Genomic DNA, 17,124 nt, shown 5'->3' with positions numbered 1-17,124 from the left:
ACCGGACGTGCAGGGACTCGGTGAGGGGATGTCGTAGCTTGACGCCTTGCAAGCGTCGCTGAAGGGGCTCCGGAGGCATCTGGGGCCCCTTCAGCACGTCCTGCCGCCCCAAAGCAATGCTGTGGCGCTGGAGTGCCAAAATGTCTCCAGTGAAAGAAGCAGGGGGGAAGATGCAAGATCGGCGTGCCGCCATTCTGAGTGAGCTTGAGGCAGACCATGGCGTCACCGCGGTGACCATGGGATGGCTTCGGGAGCGTTACGACCCGGAGTGGGGGCGCCTCAGCACCAGTCGGGCCGCCGAGATCAGCCGTTGGCTTGCGAAGCAGGAGATCGCGCACCTGCCATCGCCTTTGCCTTCGCGAGAAGTGGAAGAGGTAGTGCTCTACAAGCCGTCCTCCCCCGTCGGCGTGTACATCAACGCGGCGCGCTTGGAGGGCCCGTTTGAGCACCGCCCAGCCGCTGCCGCGTTCTTCCTGCAAGACATCGCCCAGAGGCTGACCAGCGCGGCGCAGGCAGAGGCGGAACTCGACTGACGACGTCTCTGAACCTCGGGATGCGCTTCAGCTCCCGAGAGTGAGCCTGAAGCCTCCGAGTCGAAGCAATGGCGCTTTACAGGGAACCTGACCTGCACAAAGGCCATCAAGATCATTAAGCCGTCATTACGTGATCACTGGCAAACGGCTGCTTCCGGCGGCATTCGCCTGCACATACGCGAAGACCCCGTCCCCAGCGAAGCTGCTGGTGGCGGGGTCTACAGGCACCTAATCCAAGGTGCCCCCGGCAGGATTCGAACCTGCGCACACGGCTCCGGAGGCCGCTTGCCACGCAGCCAGCGCAGCAGGTCACGGTCCTGTGTATGGCAGATCAGGCCGGACGAGTCCACGGACAGTCCACGGTCCACCAAGCACTGCTCTCGGAGGATCAACAAGCCTTCTGAGCATGAGGTGGGTCCGCTGCAGGCTGCTCGTGGCTGCTGCCGTACGACGTCGTTGATGTCCAGCCTCGATGTAGAAGCGGCGCCCGGTGGGCTCGATCCATGTCCGTTCCGACGCGCTGGCGTCCGCCCTGTGCTGCACACAAGCTCGAGCAGCATGCTTCTGGGCTGGGCTTGGTCAAAGCAACACGCGCCGCTGGCCGGTACCTTGAGCCTCAAGCAAGATGCGGGAGCGTCGCGGAGGGTGCTGGTGGCTGGTCGGATCCGCAGGGGATACCGAAGGATCAACGAAGATCGGGCAATTGTATCTGCCCTATTTGCCGCTCTGGGGTCAGCCATGGTGGCCGGAACGTTCCCTGAGTTGCTGAAGTTGATCCCAGGGAAGACGGCGACACTTACGGTAATATTGATCGTCGGATTTCTAATCCTGGCAACAAGTTGGCTGAACCTTCATGGTCGCACTGGAGTCGGCGTGGCTGTTTTTCTGCAACCCACGCCCACATCGGGGTGGTCCGATACCAGGCTAATCGAGCATTCTTCAGCGGCTAAAAGTCGCCACATTAGCTTTTTCTATGTGAATGTGGACGAGTTGCATCCAGGTCTCACTTCTGATGCGCGAGCAAGCCTCACCCAACGGGCGATTGAAGCGAGATTGAAGGAAGAGGAGGCGAAGAATTCAAGCCACATCTCCTTCTATCTTGCCTGCGGCCTAGCCAACGCATTTCGGCTAGGGCAGCGAATTTTCAAGGCGCAGGGCGCCCAGTTGCGAGTGTTCGAGTTTCAGGAAATCTCAGTCCATCAGGTGTCAAGTTCGGGGCCGAACTTGACGCTTCCGCCGCTAGTCTTAGAGGGAACCCCAAGCGGACCGCAGACTACACAGGCAAGCTATCAACTTGCGTCAATCATGCGTCGCGACACAGTTTCACTGCATCCAGCCGGCGGGCAGAGTCCAAATAGGCATGCATTGATTCTCAATATCACCAATAACCCGAACATGATTACGGAAGCTCAAGAAGCAGCACAAGGCACCCAAGGTCAGAACGGCAGATATGCAGTAGGGGCTCACGACATCTGCAGCAGCGCACTCGTCTATCAGTGCATGGCACCGACCTTCCCAGATGATCGATCCGCATACAATGAACTATTGAAAGACATCGTTCAATATTGGGATTTCTATCTGTCCGCTCAGGCGAGCACCCATGGATCTGCTCCTGAAGGCCGCCTGTTCATCTCGGCTCCAAGTTCGTTGGCATTTTCGCTTGGAGCCCTTCTGTCTACCTCGACATCAGTGGTCGACTATATCTAACGCACCTCTGAGAAGTGCTTTGGGAGAAAGGGTGCACCCCTTGCTATTCGCCATCGTCGATGGTGACGATGTAGGTAATAAAATCGAGTCCCATCTCTTGGCGAATGATGTCGCTGGCTTCGTGCAGACCTCCAAGATGATTTCCCTCACCATGGAAACAGTAGCTGGTAGTGCATCTAGAGTTCCCGGAGTGGCAGTAATATCGACGGGAGGAGATAGTATTCTGCTTCAGCTGGGTGAAGACTCCATTACTCGATTGACTGATGCGCTCGAAGTATTGCAGCAGCCTGGACAGTTTACATTTTCTGTCGGCGTTGGGAGAACGCTGCGAGAAAGCTTCATCGCCCTGCGTATGGCCAAGTCCTCTGGAAAATGCAGGGTTTCAATTTACCCAGAGCGCTAACGGCGAAGCGATGAAGCTAATAGTTAGGCGGGCAAGACCTGTCTTCTTTCCCTGGGTGTTGTCGGGGATCTTGGGGAGCTGGGTTTTTGCAGCTCAGGAGTAGTGGGCCCGTGCGCCTGGTGGTCGTCGTTGGTCATCATTGGCCACTGCTGAGCGACCTCGGACGGCCTAGGGACGGCCCAGCTCCTCGGTCTGAGTGGGTCGCCCGCAGCCTCAGCGCGAGGGGCGCCTCTTCGGGGGAACCGGGCCCGGGATCACGTCCTTGCCAAGGTGTTCCTTGATCAGGTACTTGAGTTCCGGCCCTTCGATGAGCTGGAGCCGACCATGTTGGCGGGCAAAGTCGTGGCTGGCCCTGCCGAACCACGATGTGGTGATCAAGACCCCCTTGGCAGCACGCTTGTGCTCGACCACTCCGGCAAGCGCCTGGACGGACTCAACACCCACGAGCTTGCTGTAGCGCTTCGCCTGAATGATGCACTCACCGTTGAAGACCGGGTCCTTGCTGACGGCCACCGCGTCAACCCCCTCGTCTTTGGACGCCTGGGTGTTCCAAGCCTCCATGCCGATCGCCTCAAACAGTTGGCGAATCAGGTGCTCGAACTCGGTGGGCGTCAGCTTCACCAGCACGGGCCTGCTGTCCAGGCCGGCGACTACATCCATGCTGTCCATGAGCCGGTACTTCGACAGGTCGAACTCGACGATGGGACGAATCGGTTCGAGATCGTAGGGGTTGGGCGACACCAGGGCGTTAAGCCCTCTGAGGCACTGCGCTGGATCAACCTGACTGAGACGGAGCTTCCCGAACTGCTCCCTGCTGGCGCTGAGCGTCACCAGACAGGGCGAGACCTCCTGACCGGTAGCCCGGTCGATGGTTTTCACATGGCCGTTCAGGATCACGCCGTTGACGACCCGGTCCGGATCGCTCGTCAGGACCTCGTGGACTGTCCTCAGAGCGACTTGGGCCAGGACAGAGGCGTAGATCTCCTTGCGCTCCTTCTCCGGGCGAGGCAGCACGGTCGTCTCGTCTCGGTTCTTCACGTACCGGTAGCCCCGCGCGGTAGGAACGATCGCCTCAGGAGGCAAATGGATCTCAACGAGTACGTCGCCGGTTGCAGGGCGAAAGGCGATTCGATGCTCGTGTGGGAAGCCCACTGGATACACCGACGCATCCAGAACAGCCCCTAGATGAGCCTCGACCGCCGCGGGCTCCCCTGCCCTGTATGCCTCACGCTCTTCATCCAACTTCCCGTTAAAGGTCGCCACCTCATCAAGGGCCTTCGCTTCGGCCTGGCGGTGCTCGGCACGCTTCCGCTCCAGCGTTGCCAGCCGCTTCCCTTCCGCCCGCCTATGGCGATCCTGTGCTTCGCCGAACCGCACACGCGCCTCGGCAACCTCAGCTTCATAGCGCTTCCTGCCAAGACCCAGGACAGCAGCCAGACCACCGGGCTCCGGTGGTGCGAACTCCTCCCATCGCGGGGAAGGCTCCGGACGAGACCAAGGACGCTCGTCTAACTTCCTCGGCGTGTGAGTCCTCCGCCGGCGCTCAAAGGTCGTCGGCGGATCCCCAACCAGCGCGTCACGGAGCAACTGCCCAAGCTGCTCGACCTCGTGCTCTACCCCGATCGTGCGAACCCGCGCCTGCTCGGCCTGCTGCTCCTGATACGCGGCCTTCCGCTCGCGTTCCTGCCGCTTGCTGGCCGTCTCAGCAGCCTTGCGTTCCCGCTCCGCTTGTCGTGCCCGTTGCTCCTGGGCACGTCGTAAAGCTTGCTGCTGCCGCTGATAGTCGTTACCTCGGCCGCTGCCCCGTTGCGCCACCTGTTTGCCCCTCCCCTGGCCTACTCCGCCACAGGGCTGCATTCCCCTTCCACATCGCAGAATCACGCCCAGTAGGGACGTCACGCGGGTTTGCCGACCGTCAGGCGCGCGTGCATCGCTGCGCCCCTACTGCCGTCAGCCACGCTGTCGAGGTGTCGTCGGCCGGAGGAACTTAGGACGCCCGGCCCGTGAGAACACTGCTGAGCCATCAGCTTGGGAAGCTTGGGTCTTCTGGGGGTCAATTGCCGCATCGACCTGCGACGGAGCCGGGGCTACGCTCCGGAGGTTGCCAGCTCGATTGCCCGTGTTTCCCGTGGTTCCCCGCACGATCTGGCACGGGTCTGGCACGCCGCCAGCGGTGGGTTAGGGTCCAAGTCGCTCAGCCGCTACAGGGCGGTCGCGGTCAACACGGCAATGCACCTATTGCGAAGCCGGGCCGCAACTGATCTCATCTCACCAGACGCTTACGCATTCTCTGGGAACATGGAGCCAGCGGCCTGGACAACGAGGAATGTCCGTGCAAATTGAACGGGAAATATCTCACGAAGAATTTTTGGCGTACGCAGATGTCATCAATTCTTACGAGTCATTGGTCGAGAGGAGCGCCTACTCGCTAATTAACAGGAGCTACTCTAACATCAAGGCAATGATTGACGCATTCGCGAACGTCGAAAGATATGGGGGCGAATTTCGCCACGCCAGCAGAGATATCGTGAAGAAGTCCCTGATGGCCGAGCTGACCAACTGGCTGGCCGCCACCAGGTTGTAATTGGAGAACGAGAGAGACTTCGTCCTGACGGAGTTCGGCGCCGCCAGCGATGAGATGGCAGAGTACAAGACCGCCACATCTTCATCGTTTGACAGGTATGAGGGTTACCGATTTCTGTATAACTTGCGAGACTATACGCAGCACTGCGGGATTCCACCGGGCCATCTTAACGTGTCAGGGGTTGCCCCCAATCGAAAGGTGCAGTTGACCCTCGACAAGTCTCGATTGCTCACAGCAAGGTTCAATTGGAGTAAGCATGCACAGACCTTGTTGGGCCAGTGGCCTGGGAGTATCCCACTCATTCCCCTCATGGAAGAGGCCATGGAGGGGTATTCTGCGATAGAAGAGCAGATGCTGCGCATTAATCTTCGGCGCTGCAGCGAATCGACCCCTATGCTACTAGAAGCTGTTCGATCTCTCGATCTACCTGAGGGGCATTCGGCTATATTTCGAATGCCGCGAGAGATGCATGGGCAGGAATCCGCAGATTTCGCAATGCGGACTCTGCCTAGCCTGACCGACTTGAATGCTGTGATCTCGGCTTCGGAGACAGAGGATCCTTTCGAAGCATTGCGAGAAACTGAGATAAGTCCGCCCCCTTCCATGCCAACCGATGGGTCGAGGGCGTCTGCCGTGCTGTCTTCCTTTTTTGCGGGAGGGTCTACAGGTGGGACTGCTAGGACGGTGAATCGCATCTTGCAGAATGACGGAGAAGCAGGCCCACTCATCAGTGACCTGATAAATACATCGACCATCTTGGTTCAAATGTTGAGTCAGATGCTAGGCGCTCCTCCATACGCGCTTCTAGGGAGCTTGGGGCGCACAACTGAGGAGCGAGGCGGGGCGGCTTGCAGTTAACTTGTTCGAGAACCGCCAAACGAGAACCGCCAAAGGGCCCAAGTCAAACGGATGAGTAAAAATCACACCCCGAGGCGAAAATCTTCTATTTTCTGCCGAATGAGCTCAACCGGATCGTTTCCAAAGGATTTGTCGGTTAGCATCTGCAGAAGGTCAGCATCCTGTAGGATAATGATCATTTTATCGTGCAAGATCCATTGCTCGCGGATGGTGTGCAGCGCCGACCTGTCTGCTCCATTTCGGCAGACTATTATGCCAAACAGACCTGTTCCGTGTCGCTGTAGGTAGTTGGCTACTTGCAGAACCCTCTCCTTGCCGATCTTCCCGGCGTAGTTTTTGGGATCCACAACAATGTAGTCCGCTCGGTACTCTTTCCTGAGAAAATCCCAATAACCGTCCGAAGAGTAATTGGGGAGAATGAAGTCCCTTCTGTTTACGCCATTCTCATTGCGGCTTTCCCTGATCGGCGTGCGTAGTGGTGGGCAGAAGAGATACTCGAAGATCTCCTGACAGAGGCGCTGGTAGAGAGTCCAATTGTCTCGGCCCGGCGCGAGGTTGGACAGTCGATCTCCAAACGTAAATGCGTCTGCGTTGTCGCTTACCTCTGTATTTCCGACATATCTCTTGGCTTCATCTTGCAGGCCGAGTCGAGTCGCCTGCTGGTAGATCCATGGGCCATCCCATACCGAAACATCGTTTGAGGCCAGGTAGCGTTGATGCGTCGCTGCGAGTTTCCCAGGTGTAGCAAGGGTAAGTTTTTTCTCTAGCCCCCTATAATGCCCGCTTTGGGCTGATGCGGCGTACCGTTTAATTTGGCCGATAAATTCCTCCAGTCGCGATGAAGTTTGCGGAGCACGTTTCTTGCATTCAATTATCCGCAGTGCGCTGCTCGAAGTTACTGCGATGTCAATCATTGCATCGTGGGAGAGGCGGACTCCGGATTCCACTCGGCCGACCCCTGCTCTTTCGAGTAGGGTGGTCAAAAATTCTACGAACTCCGATTCTCTGAAGTCACTTCCTACTACAGATGACTTGCCGGAAATGAACCTCTCTGGTGTGAGGATGATGGGTTGCCCGTCACGATCAATGGGGAGCTCGCGGAAGTCGCTTACCCACTCATTAGTGGCGACATCCCAATCAAGGTTGAGAACTGCAACCTCTTGCATAGGGACATAGTGGCGACGAGCTATCGACTGGGTGTATTGAATCAGCGGCTCTTTAAGGGCCACGCATGTCATGTCGCTGATGCGGTCGAATGAACCGAGGTGTCGCAGAAAGTCTCGGGTTACCCCTGCCTCCCACGGCCCTTGCATGTCGGGCACCGGGAGCTTTATTCCACCAAGTGGATTCCGTAGTCCTCGTCCGGCTGACCGTGGGTATTTTCCCGCTCCCAAGCGAAATTCTCGCGGCTCGGCCATGTTTAGAATTTTTGGGGGTGCCGGGTTGTCAAGGGATGCATCAATTGACGCAAGTGCTGAATGTACTTTTGCATAGAATCCATGCAGACGCATTCTAGCTTCTGCCCATTTCGGGCTCTCGTCCCGGAGTATCAGATATGGGTCCAGGAAATACGGCAGGTTTACTTCAACGTCTACGTCGAACCAATCATCATCGTCGTGACGGTTGATCTTGAAGTACTCGCTGAATCGCACGGCGTCCCCTTGGTCGCTGAGTAAGAGATCATCTCACTGATGGGCGCAATACTGCACCCCATATGAAGAGGCCGTTGAGGCCAGGGCATGATCGAGACAGAAGGTCGACGGGGCGGCTTTGGGCTGGAGCTGCTTCGGTGCGAGTGATCATGGCCCCGTAAGCTTCCGGCGCGTCGGGCAGTCTGTGGACCTGCCCGGTAAAGCACGACGTTGGGGCCATGATCTTCGAGGCTCGCGCCAAAGTGGCTGCCTAAAGCCGTGGAGTCGACCGCCCAAGCCACGACGCACCCCTTCTCTGGCACCAGGCGGCTGATTGCTGTGTGCGGGGCACGGGCGCCGGCCGGGCTGGAGCGGGGCGGAGACAGGAGCGCAGGCCCGGCCGGGGGCCGGCCGCGCGCGGTGAGCGGAGCGAGCCGCCTTGAACCAGTAGAGAAAGTTGTAACTCAGTCTGTGGCGCGGGGCGTGAAGTCGTATGCGCAGGCTGGGAGATCGACGCCTTGACGGTGGGTCATCGGTAGGAAGACCACTGGCCGGATCGTCCATGTGATGCGGGTGCTGGCGTGGGTCAGAGAGACCGTGCAGGGTTCCATGCGTAAGAGGGCTCGTCGCGTGTCGATGCGGCCGTCGTAGAGCCAGGCCCAGGCCTCGTCGGAGGCGTCCGGGTCGAGTGCAGGTGAGATCGTGCGTAGGGCGACCGCTACCCATCTGTCCGCCTGAGGTGCCGAGTAGGCGTCGAAGGATGCCCGGAGTGCCGGCCACCCTGCCTCGTCGTTGATGTCTTGCGTCCAGCACTCGCACCAGAAGCCGCGCTGGGGCTTGTCCATCAGCACGGGTGTCCTCCCGGCTGGGTGTCCGTGAAGAGTTCGGCGGTGACGGTGTAGCCGCTGTGGCTGCCGTGGACGAGGACCCGGTGTGCGATGACGCTGACCATGCCCAAGCCGCGGCCATGCACGGCATCCTCGCTCGGCTGCTCGACCTTCGGGGCGGTGCCCGTCCCTCCCTCGTCGGTGACCGACAGGGCAACCACCTTGGGGGAGACCGCAAGGGCCAGGTGAAAGCTGCCTACCCTGCCGCTCGCGGTGTGGAGGATCGCGTTCGCGCTCAGCTCGCTCACGATCAGTTCGGCGTCGTCGGCCAGGGGAGATCCGCGCAGGATGTCCCGGGTCCAGCGTCGGGCCCGGCTGACCTCTTCCGGAAAACCTGGGCAAGTGAGTCCCCAGACCCGGGCGGTGCTCGTATACTCGTGCATACAAGTTCCTTTGTGCTGGTAGGCCGCCATGTGCAGCGGGTTCGGGCTAGACGAGTTTCACGCCGTCGTGGGCGCGGATGGCCGGCGGGGATACCGCGTCGAGTGCGTCCAGGACGCGGATCGCGTACGCCTCGTCGGCGAGTTGGATGACCTCTTCGCGGGTGGCCCAGCGCAGTGCGCGGGTCTCGTCCCCGGTGGTGGGTGTGCCGTCGACGGCCTCACAGCGGAAGACCATGGAGACGATCAAGCCCTTCATGTTCTTGTAGATCCCGGTCAGCATCGCGGGAAGCGCGATCTTGATGCCGGTCTCTTCGAGAACTTCGCGCTGGAGGGCCTCGGGGATGGTCTCCTCGCGTTCGAGGACTCCGCCTGGGGGTTCCCAGTGGCCGTTGTCGCGGCGCTTGATCAAGAGGGCGCGGTCCTGGTCGTCGACGATGACTCCGGCGACGCTCACGGAGTGCGGACGGTCGGTGCTCACGTTCCTCTGCCCTCTCGGATGGCTAGGCTCTCCACCGTAGCAACAAAGCTCGCCCACTCGTCTAGATACCTAAAGGAGTACACGTGCCCTCTCTTTCCTCCGGCCTCCTCGGCGATCTCGACCCCACGAGCGATCGTGCGGTCTTCCGGCAGATCGCCGACCAGCTGCGCGAGGCCATCGACCGTGGGCGATTCAAGGAGGGCGAAAAGCTGCCCTCCGAGGCCGAACTCGTCGAGCATTACGGGGTTTCCCGTATGACGGTTCGAAACTCCTTCTCCGTCCTTCAGGGCGAGGGCCTGGTGCACGCCGAGCATGGCAAGGGCGTCTTCGTGCGACCACGACCGCCTGTCAGGCGGCTCGCCTCCGACCGGTTCGCCCGGCGCCACCGCGAGCAGGGCAAGTCCGCGTTCATCGTCGAGGCCGACGCCGCCGGCAGTCACCCCCAGGTGGACAGCCTGGAGGTCAAGGAAGAGAAAGCCAGCCAGGACGTCTCTACTCGGCTCGGTTCCGTGCGGCGAGTGCTGGCCCGGCGTCGCCGGTATCTGCTGGACGGGCGGCCGGTGGAGTTCGCCACCTCGTATCTGCCGCTCGACATCGCGCGGGGCACGCCGATCGCCGAGCCGAACCCCGGGCCCGGTGGCATCTACGCCCGGCTTGAGGAGCTAGGTCACCGCCTCGACCACTTCGAAGAAGAGATCCGTGCCCGGATGCCCTCGCCCGATGAGGTGCGCACGCTGCGGCTGGCCTCCGGTGTGCCGGTCATTCACCTGATCCGGACCGCGTTCGACCAGGAGGGGCGGGCCGTGGAGGTCTGCGACACGGTTATGGCGGCGGACGCGTACGTCCTGTCGTACCAGCTCCCGGCGACGTGAGCGTCTGACCGGTGGTGGTGCGCGGGGAGGTTTCTCCGAACTCGCACACCCCAACAGGCTCACTCATATAGACGAGCGGGCAAGTTGTGTGGCAAGGTGGTTGCCGTTCCCGAGAGATCGGGTTCGAACGCCGCATCTTGTATAGACGAGTAGATGGAAAGGAGTCTTGCGCACCATCCCGCACCGGAACACCCATCGACACCCCGACCCTCCGAGCCCGCCTCGGAGTGCCCGAACCCATGGCCGAACCCATGGCCGAAGCCATCGCCACCCACCTCTGAAGGAGACCTGCGTGACCGCCAACCGCCGCTTCCGCAACGTCGTCCGCATCGGCCCCGTCCGGGTCGGCACGTACTACGACGGCCGGGGCCGGGAGAAGCACACCGCCGCCTGCACCGCCCCGCGCTGCGGCTCCGCATGCTCCTCGCCCACATCGAGGAGTTCGGCACCGCCAAGGACGGGCGGCTGTTCGCCAACGACCGTGGGGGAGTGGTCGCCTCCACTACGTACTGGCGCGTCTGGGACGAGGCCCGGCACCTGGCGCTCACGCCGGAACAGGTGGCTTCGCCGCTGGCCGCTCGGCCGTACGGCCTGAGGCACGCCGCGCTCTCCTCCTGGCTCACGCCGGCGTCGACCCCACCGAGGTCGCAGAGCGCGCGGGCAACAGCGTCGAAGTGCTGCTGAGCCGGTACGCGAAGTGCCTCGACGGTCGCCAGGACATCGCCAACCGCCGCATCGCCGAGCTCCTTGGTGAGGACGACGGCCAGGAGGACGAGCCCAGCCACGGGGTGGCGGAGCACTCCACGCTTCCTAGTTGAGCCGGGGAAGACTGGCTGTTACGGCCGGGGCCTGCTTCGGACGGGCCCCGGCTGGTCGCGACCTTCGATGTCCTACAGGTGTCGCCCACCGGTCGGCAGCGTCACGTCCCGGTCCTCGGGATGTGGGTAGTAGATGGTTGTTTCCCCGGTGCGCGGATGATCCCGGAAGAGAGCGTGATCGAGGCTCACTCGAGCCTGGTTGAGTGCTTGTTCGGCCGCCCTGAGCCTGCGATAGGGCTCGCCCTCGACGCCGCTCCTCGGGTAGGCGTTGGCGAGCTGAGTGACACGGTGGACGAGTTCGGTGTGGATGGCCGCGAGAGTGCGGCCGAGGTCCTCGTGTTCTTCGAGGGACAGGCGTGGCTTGGTCACGGTTTCTTTTTCCTCCCGTTCGGCATGGCGCTGGCCTGTGTGGTGACGGTACGACCGGGGAGGGCGCTCCGTCCGGGAGTTGGATCAGACGGCGGTGATGGTGATAGTGGGCGAAATGATCCGAAGGAAACGGCCTAACCCCCACACGCGTGCCTGCGGCATGATGGCCCCTGGACTACGGTCCGGGGGCCTCGGCGTTTTCCGGCCCTGACCTGCGGATTCCTGGCCTGTGGCCAGTCCACGGATAGTCCACGGCACCCGACATACAGCCGCTCCGAGCGGCATACGGCTGCACATACGCGAAGACCCCGTCCTCAGCGTTTGCGCTGGTGGCGGGGTCTTTAGGCACCTTCTTCGAGGTGCCCCCGGCAGGATTCGAACCTGCGCACACGGCTCCGGAGGCCGTTGCTCTATCCCCTGAGCTACGGGGGCGTATCGTCGCGGTTGCGCGGCGACGGGTAGAACCCTACCAGCTCTCCGGGGCTCTCCATGAACAGGTATTTCGGGGCCCCGGGCGGCCGCGGCGGGGCCGGCCCGGACCTCGCGGATCCCGGGCCCGCGGCCCCCGCGCCTCGCACGGGGCGGAAGTGGGGAAAACCGGGACGCGGCGGTGGGCGTGGACCTACTCTCGAGTTGTGTCAGGCGCGCCCGGCCGTGTGCTTGTTGTGGACGACAACAAGGTCATTCGGCAACTGATCAGGGTCAATCTCGAGCTGGAGGGCTTCGAGGTCGTGACCGCGGCTGATGGTGCCGAGTGTCTGGACGTCGTGCACCAGGTCCAGCCCGACGTGGTCACCCTCGACGTCGTGATGCCCCGCCTCGACGGTCTGCGGACCGCCGCTCGCCTGCGTGCCGACGCTCGGACCCGGCATCTGCCCATCGTCATCGTCAGCGCGTGTACGCAGTACGAGGTCGAGAGCGGCCTCGAAGTCGGCGTCGACGCGTTTCTCGCCAAGCCTTTCGAGCCCGGCGAACTGGTCGGGACCGTCCGGCAGTTGCTGGAGCGCGTGGGGCGGCGCGGGTCGTTGGGCGACGACGGTTGCCGCGGTGGGGACGGCGACGGTACGGGTCTTGTCGGCGAAGCGGAGCGGGCCACGCAGCCCGGTGCCTGAGACCCACCCCATGCAGACCTGGACCGTCGGGCCGTCCGGCCGTATGGGGGGCGGGCTGACCATTCGGGTTCGGGTCGGGTTCGGGTCGGATGATGATTCGCGTCGGATGATCAGGGTGCGCCGCTGCCCTGCCCCCCCGCTCGAGTACCTCCCCCCGCCGGCCACGCCCCAGCCCCCGCTCGCCAGGCCCCCGCCCCGCTCGACAGGGCACCATCACCACCGCCTCGCGGCACGCATGTGCCTGGCCCGATCACCCCGCCACCCGAAGCCGGCCCTGCACACCGCCGACGAAGCCCCCGCCCCCTCACACACACCCAGGCGAAGCCCACCCCCGTCCACATCCCAAGACCACCGGGAAACCAAGTCGCCGACCCACCCCCCTCCTCCCCTACGCTTGACCCGTGACCCCCGCCGAACTCTCCCGCACCGTGCTGCGTGCCACGCGTCATGCCGTTGACGCGGGCGAGCTCAGCGTGGCCGTGCCGGAGAAGGTGGGGGTGGAGCGGCCCCGGCCAGGAGGCCGCGGGGACTACGCCACCAACGTCGCCCTCCAGATCGCCCGCGCCGCCGGCCGCACGCCCCGGCAGGTCGCCGAAGCCGTGGCCCCGCGGCTCGCCGCCGAAGCAGGGATCGCGGGGGTCGACATCACCGGGCCCGGGTTCCTCAACATCACTCTCGCCGAGTCGCCCGCCGAAGCCCTCGTACGCGATGTCCTCGCGTGCGGCCGCTGCTATGGACACGTCCACCCCGGCACCGGGCAGCTCGCCCAGATCCACGCCCCCCACGAAGTCCGCGCCGTCGTCGTCGCCGACGCCGCCCGCCGCATCCTGCGCTCCCAGGGCGCCCTCGTCCGGGTCACCTGCGACGCCGCCCCCGACCCGCGGTGGGTGGACATCCTCGGGGTGCGCGTCGACGCGTACGGCATCCCGCCGCAGCCGCTCCCCACTCTCCGGCCCGTGCCCGCCCCCGCCGACCCCCTCCCCCTCGGCCGCGACGCCGCCCGCTGGGCCCTGCTGCACCCGGCCGCCCATGACCGCCCCCGCATCACCCCGGCCGCCCCCGTTCCCCCCAGTGATGACGCCGGGCGCCGCCACCCCCGCCCCACCCCCGACCACGACGACGCCGCCGGACACCTCACCCAGCGCGAGAGCAACCCCCTCTTCCGCGTGCGGTACGCCCACGCCCGCTGCCGCGCCCTCACCCGCAACGCCGCCGCCCTCGGCTTCGACGCCCACCCCGGGGACGTGCAAGGCCAGGCACAGAGCGACGCACAAGGCCACACACGAGCCGGCGCGCCGAACCCGCACCGCCTCCTCGCCGCCCTCGCCGACCACCCCCCGGTCCTCGCGGCCGCAGCCCACCACCGCGCCCCGGACCGCCTCGCCCGGCATCTCGTCGTCACCGCCGACGCGCTGCTCGCGTACCAGCACGCCGTTCTGCCCCGCGGTGACGAGAAACCCTCGGCCACCCACCGCGCCCGGCTCGCGCTCGCCGAAGCCGCCGGGGCGGTGCTCGCCGGTGGCCTGTCCCTGCTCGGCATCAGCGCACCTGAACACCTGTGACATCTGTGACACCCATGACATCCGTGACCCCCGCGACGCCAGCGCCACCCGCGACGCCACCCGCGACGCCAGCGCCACCCGCGACGCCCGCGAGCCACGAGTCCCGCGTGTCACCCGTGAGAGACGAGACATACGAGCCATGAGCCGCTCCGCACACCCCGCAGGTCCCCGCCACGCCGACGTGCTGCCCGAGGGCCACTACAGCGCGCCGCCGACCGATCTCAACGCCCTGGACGCCAAGGTCTGGTCCCGCACCGCCACCCGTACCCCCGAGGGCGTCCTCAGCATGGGCGGCATCGAAGTGACGCGCCTGGCCGAGGAGTTCGGCACCCCCGCGTACTTCGTCGACGAGGCCGACTTCCGTGCCCGCTGCCGCGCCTGGCGCGACGCCTTCGGCACCGACGCCGATGTCTTCTACGCCGGCAAGGCCTTCCTCTCGCGGGCCGTCGTGCGGTGGCTGCACGAGGAAGGGCTGAACCTCGACGTGTGCAGCGGCGGTGAGCTCGCCACCGCCCTCGGCGCCGGCATGCCCGCCGAGCGCATCGCGTTCCACGGCAACAACAAGAGCGAGGAGGAGATCGAGCGGGCCGTCGGGGCCGGCGTCGGCCGCATCGTGCTCGACTCCTTCCAGGAGATCGTGCGCGTCTCGCACATCGCCGAGCGGCTCGGCCGGCGCCAGCCCGTGCAGATCCGCGTGACGGTGGGCGTCGAGGCGCACACCCACGAGTTCATCGCCACCGCGCACGAGGACCAGAAGTTCGGGATCGCGCTGGCCGGGGGGCAGGCCGCCGAGGCCGTGCGGCGTGCCCTCAAGCTCGACGGGATCGAGCTGATCGGGATCCACTCCCACATCGGGTCGCAGATCTTCGACATGGCCGGCTTCGAGGTGTCCGCGCGGCGCGTCGTGCAGCTGCTCGCCGAGGTGCGCGACGAGCACGGCGTCGAACTCCCCGAGATCGACCTCGGCGGCGGCCTCGGCATCGCCTACACCTCGGACGACGACCCGCGTGAGCCGCACGAGATCGCCAAGGCGCTGAACGAGATCGTGACGCGCGAGTGCGCCGCCGCGAACCTCCGCACGCCCCGCATCTCCGTCGAGCCCGGCCGCGCCATCGTCGGCCCGACCGCCTTCACGCTCTACGAGGTCGGCACCATCAAGCCGCTCGAAGGACTGCGTACGTACGTCTCCGTGGACGGCGGCATGTCCGACAACATCCGTACCGCGCTCTACGACGCCGAGTACACCGTCGCCCTGGTCTCCCGCCGCTCCGACGCCGAGCCCATGCTGGTGCGCGTGGTCGGCAAGCACTGTGAGAGTGGTGACATCGTCGTACGTGATGCCTTCCTGCCGGCCGATCTCGCGCCCGGTGACCTGATCGCCGTGCCCGCGACCGGCGCGTACTGCCGCTCGATGGCGAGCAACTACAACCACGCTCTTCGCCCGCCCGTCGTCGCCGTCAACGAAGGTGCGGCGCGGGTGATCGTCCGGCGTGAGACGGAGGAAGATCTCCTGCGTCTCGACGTCGGATGACGAAAAATATGGAATAGATGTCTCACCATCCGGACAATGGACGGAAAGTCCGTTCCGGTGGGTGAGACTGGTCCCACTGTAGATGTATGAGAAGTGAGGTCGGATGATGCGTACGCGTCCGCTGAAGGTGGCGCTGCTGGGCTGTGGGGTTGTCGGCTCAGAGGTGGCGCGCATCATGACGACGCACGCCGACGACCTCACAGCGAGGATCGGCGCCCCGGTGGAGCTCGCCGGGGTCGCCGTCCGGCGCCCCTCCAAGGTGCGCGAGGGAATCGACCCGGAGCTCATCACCACCGACGCGACCGCGCTGGTCAAACGCGGTGACATTGACGTCATCGTCGAGGTCATCGGCGGCATCGAGCCCGCCAGGACCCTCATCACCACCGCCTTCGAGCACGGCGCCTCCGTCGTCTCCGCGAACAAGGCGCTCATCGCGCAAGACGGCGCCGCGCTGCACGAGGCCGCCGTCGAGCACGGGCGTGACCTGTACTACGAGGCCGCCGTCGCCGGCGCCATTCCGCTGATCAGGCCGCTGCGCGAGTCGCTCGCCGGTGACAAGGTCAACCGCGTCCTCGGCATCGTGAACGGGACGACGAACTTCATCCTCGATGCCATGGACACCACCGGTGCCGGGTATCAGGAAGCGCTCGACGAGGCCACCGCGCTCGGGTACGCCGAGGCCGACCCCACCGCCGACGTCGAGGGCTTCGACGCAGCCGCCAAGGCCGCGATCCTCGCCGGCATCGCCTTCCACACGCGCGTACGCCTCGACGACGTGTACCGCGAGGGCATGACCGAGGTGACCGCCGCCGACTTCGCGTCCGCGAAGCGCATGGGCTGCACCATCAAGCTCCTCGCCATCTGCGAGCGGGCGGCCGACGGCGGCTCCGTCACCGCGCGCGTGCACCCCGCGATGATTCCGCTCAGCCACCCGCTGGCGTCGGTCCGCGAGGCGTACAACGCCGTCTTCGTCGAGGCGGAGGCCGCGGGACAGTTGATGTTCTACGGGCCCGGCGCCGGTGGCTCGCCCACCGCCTCCGCCGTCCTCGGCGACCTCGTGGCCGTCTGCCGCAACAAGCTCGCCGAGACCACCGGACCCGGCGACTCCGCGTACACGCAACTGCCCGTGGGCTCCATGGGCGAGGTCGTCACGCGCTACCACATCAGCCTCGACGTGGCCGACAAGCCGGGCGTCCTCGCCCAGGTCGCGACGGTCTTCGCCGAGCACGGCGTATCGATCGATACGGTCCGTCAGACGGGCAAGGACGGCGAGGCCTCCCTCGTCGTCGTCACCCATCGCGCGCCCGACGCCGCCCTCACCGGTACCGTCGACGCGCTGCGCAGACTCGACACCGTGCGTGGTGTCGCCAGCATCATGCGGGTTGAAGGGGAGTAG

15 protein-coding genes, 1 tRNA gene and 3 pseudogenes are annotated in these 17,124 nt (G+C 64.4%); 12 read left to right on the top strand and 7 right to left on the bottom strand.

What is annotated here, in order from left to right; translation table 11 throughout:
* Positions 1-170 precede the first annotated feature (170 nt).
* The 3 genes from ACF062_RS13020 (at position 171) to ACF062_RS13010 (ending at position 2,643) form a co-directional block, all read left to right on the top strand.
* Complete coding sequence (locus ACF062_RS13020; RefSeq protein ID WP_392137826.1) at positions 171-533, top strand: hypothetical protein; 363 nt, start codon at positions 171-173, stop codon at positions 531-533.
* A gap of 558 nt (positions 534-1,091) precedes the next feature.
* Positions 1,092-2,240 (top strand): hypothetical protein, encoded by a 1,149-nt coding sequence (locus ACF062_RS13015; RefSeq protein ID WP_392137825.1) that lies wholly within the window; start codon positions 1,092-1,094, stop codon positions 2,238-2,240.
* Between the two features lie 40 nt (positions 2,241-2,280).
* On the top strand, positions 2,281-2,643 hold the full coding sequence (locus ACF062_RS13010; RefSeq protein ID WP_392137824.1) for a mCpol domain-containing protein: 363 nt from the start codon (positions 2,281-2,283) through the stop codon (positions 2,641-2,643).
* A 213-nt stretch (positions 2,644-2,856) separates the two neighbouring features.
* Here the strand turns inward: ACF062_RS13010 and ACF062_RS13005 are convergent, their stop codons facing one another.
* The gene (locus ACF062_RS13005) at positions 2,857-4,458 is read right to left on the bottom strand and encodes a restriction endonuclease (RefSeq protein WP_392137823.1); all 1,602 of its coding nucleotides are present in this window, start codon (positions 4,456-4,458) and stop codon (positions 2,857-2,859) included.
* Between the two features lie 646 nt (positions 4,459-5,104).
* Here ACF062_RS13005 and ACF062_RS13000 point away from each other — a divergent pair.
* Positions 5,105-5,227 (top strand): hypothetical protein, encoded by a 123-nt coding sequence (locus tag ACF062_RS13000; RefSeq protein ID WP_392137822.1) that lies wholly within the window; start codon positions 5,105-5,107, stop codon positions 5,225-5,227.
* Between the two features lie 920 nt (positions 5,228-6,147).
* On the opposite strand, the gene ACF062_RS12995 is transcribed toward ACF062_RS13000, so the two are convergent.
* The 4 genes from ACF062_RS12995 to ACF062_RS12980 all read right to left on the bottom strand — a co-directional run bounded on the left by ACF062_RS12995 (position 6,148) and on the right by ACF062_RS12980 (position 9,440).
* The gene (locus ACF062_RS12995; protein WP_392137821.1) at positions 6,148-7,737 is read right to left on the bottom strand and encodes a hypothetical protein; all 1,590 of its coding nucleotides are present in this window, start codon (positions 7,735-7,737) and stop codon (positions 6,148-6,150) included.
* A gap of 443 nt (positions 7,738-8,180) precedes the next feature.
* On the bottom strand, positions 8,181-8,561 hold the full coding sequence (locus ACF062_RS12990) for a hypothetical protein (protein WP_392138836.1): 381 nt from the start codon (positions 8,559-8,561) through the stop codon (positions 8,181-8,183).
* Positions 8,561-8,986: an ATP-binding protein gene (locus ACF062_RS12985; protein ID WP_392137820.1), complete on the bottom strand. Its 426-nt coding sequence runs from the start codon at positions 8,984-8,986 to the stop codon at positions 8,561-8,563. Before ACF062_RS12985 ends, ACF062_RS12990 begins: the two co-directional genes overlap by 1 nt.
* Before the next feature lie 46 nt (positions 8,987-9,032).
* Positions 9,033-9,440: an NUDIX hydrolase gene (locus ACF062_RS12980; RefSeq protein WP_392138835.1), complete on the bottom strand. Its 408-nt coding sequence runs from the start codon at positions 9,438-9,440 to the stop codon at positions 9,033-9,035.
* Positions 9,441-9,547: 107 nt separating this feature from the next.
* On the opposite strand from ACF062_RS12980, the gene ACF062_RS12975 reads away from it, so the two are divergent.
* The 4 genes and pseudogenes from ACF062_RS12975 to ACF062_RS12960 all read left to right on the top strand — a co-directional run.
* Positions 9,548-10,336 carry a GntR family transcriptional regulator gene (locus ACF062_RS12975; protein ID WP_020274970.1) on the top strand — a complete coding sequence of 263 codons (789 nt, stop codon included), beginning with the start codon at positions 9,548-9,550 and terminating at the stop codon, positions 10,334-10,336.
* Positions 10,337-10,512: 176 nt separating this feature from the next.
* Positions 10,513-10,617 (top strand): annotated as a pseudogene (locus ACF062_RS12970) (SpdA protein); the annotation flags it as partial.
* A gap of 11 nt (positions 10,618-10,628) precedes the next feature.
* Positions 10,629-10,754 (top strand): annotated as a pseudogene (locus ACF062_RS12965) (mobile element transfer protein); the annotation flags it as partial.
* A gap of 17 nt (positions 10,755-10,771) precedes the next feature.
* Positions 10,772-11,154, top strand: a pseudogene (locus tag ACF062_RS12960) (site-specific integrase); the annotation flags it as partial.
* 72 nt (positions 11,155-11,226) lie between these two features.
* Here the strand turns inward: ACF062_RS12960 and ACF062_RS12955 are convergent.
* Together ACF062_RS12955 and ACF062_RS12950 are read right to left on the bottom strand one after the other, a co-directional pair.
* Positions 11,227-11,523 (bottom strand): hypothetical protein, encoded by a 297-nt coding sequence (locus ACF062_RS12955; RefSeq protein ID WP_392137819.1) that lies wholly within the window; start codon positions 11,521-11,523, stop codon positions 11,227-11,229.
* Between the two features lie 360 nt (positions 11,524-11,883).
* Positions 11,884-11,955, bottom strand: a tRNA-Arg gene (locus ACF062_RS12950).
* 155 nt (positions 11,956-12,110) lie between these two features.
* Between ACF062_RS12950 and ACF062_RS12945 the strand changes: the two genes are divergently transcribed.
* From ACF062_RS12945 to ACF062_RS12930, 4 genes are all read left to right on the top strand, one after another.
* A complete protein-coding gene (locus ACF062_RS12945) occupies positions 12,111-12,635 on the top strand; it encodes a response regulator (RefSeq protein WP_392137818.1) in 525 nt (174 codons plus the stop codon).
* 401 nt (positions 12,636-13,036) lie between these two features.
* On the top strand, positions 13,037-14,197 hold the full coding sequence (nrtL, locus tag ACF062_RS12940; RefSeq protein ID WP_392137817.1) for an ArgS-related anticodon-binding protein NrtL: 1,161 nt from the start codon (positions 13,037-13,039) through the stop codon (positions 14,195-14,197).
* 139 nt (positions 14,198-14,336) lie between these two features.
* On the top strand, positions 14,337-15,728 hold the full coding sequence (gene lysA, locus ACF062_RS12935) for a diaminopimelate decarboxylase (protein WP_392137816.1): 1,392 nt from the start codon (positions 14,337-14,339) through the stop codon (positions 15,726-15,728).
* A 103-nt stretch (positions 15,729-15,831) separates the two neighbouring features.
* Complete coding sequence (locus ACF062_RS12930; RefSeq protein WP_223776769.1) at positions 15,832-17,124, top strand: homoserine dehydrogenase; 1,293 nt, start codon at positions 15,832-15,834, stop codon at positions 17,122-17,124.

Origin of the sequence: Streptomyces sp. NPDC015345, from assembly GCF_043078805.1 — a bacterium.
Classification (GTDB): Bacteria; Actinomycetota; Actinomycetes; order Streptomycetales; family Streptomycetaceae; genus Streptomyces.
Note: the sequence above shows the minus strand (reverse complement) of the source record. Positions and strands in the feature narration are given on the sequence as shown.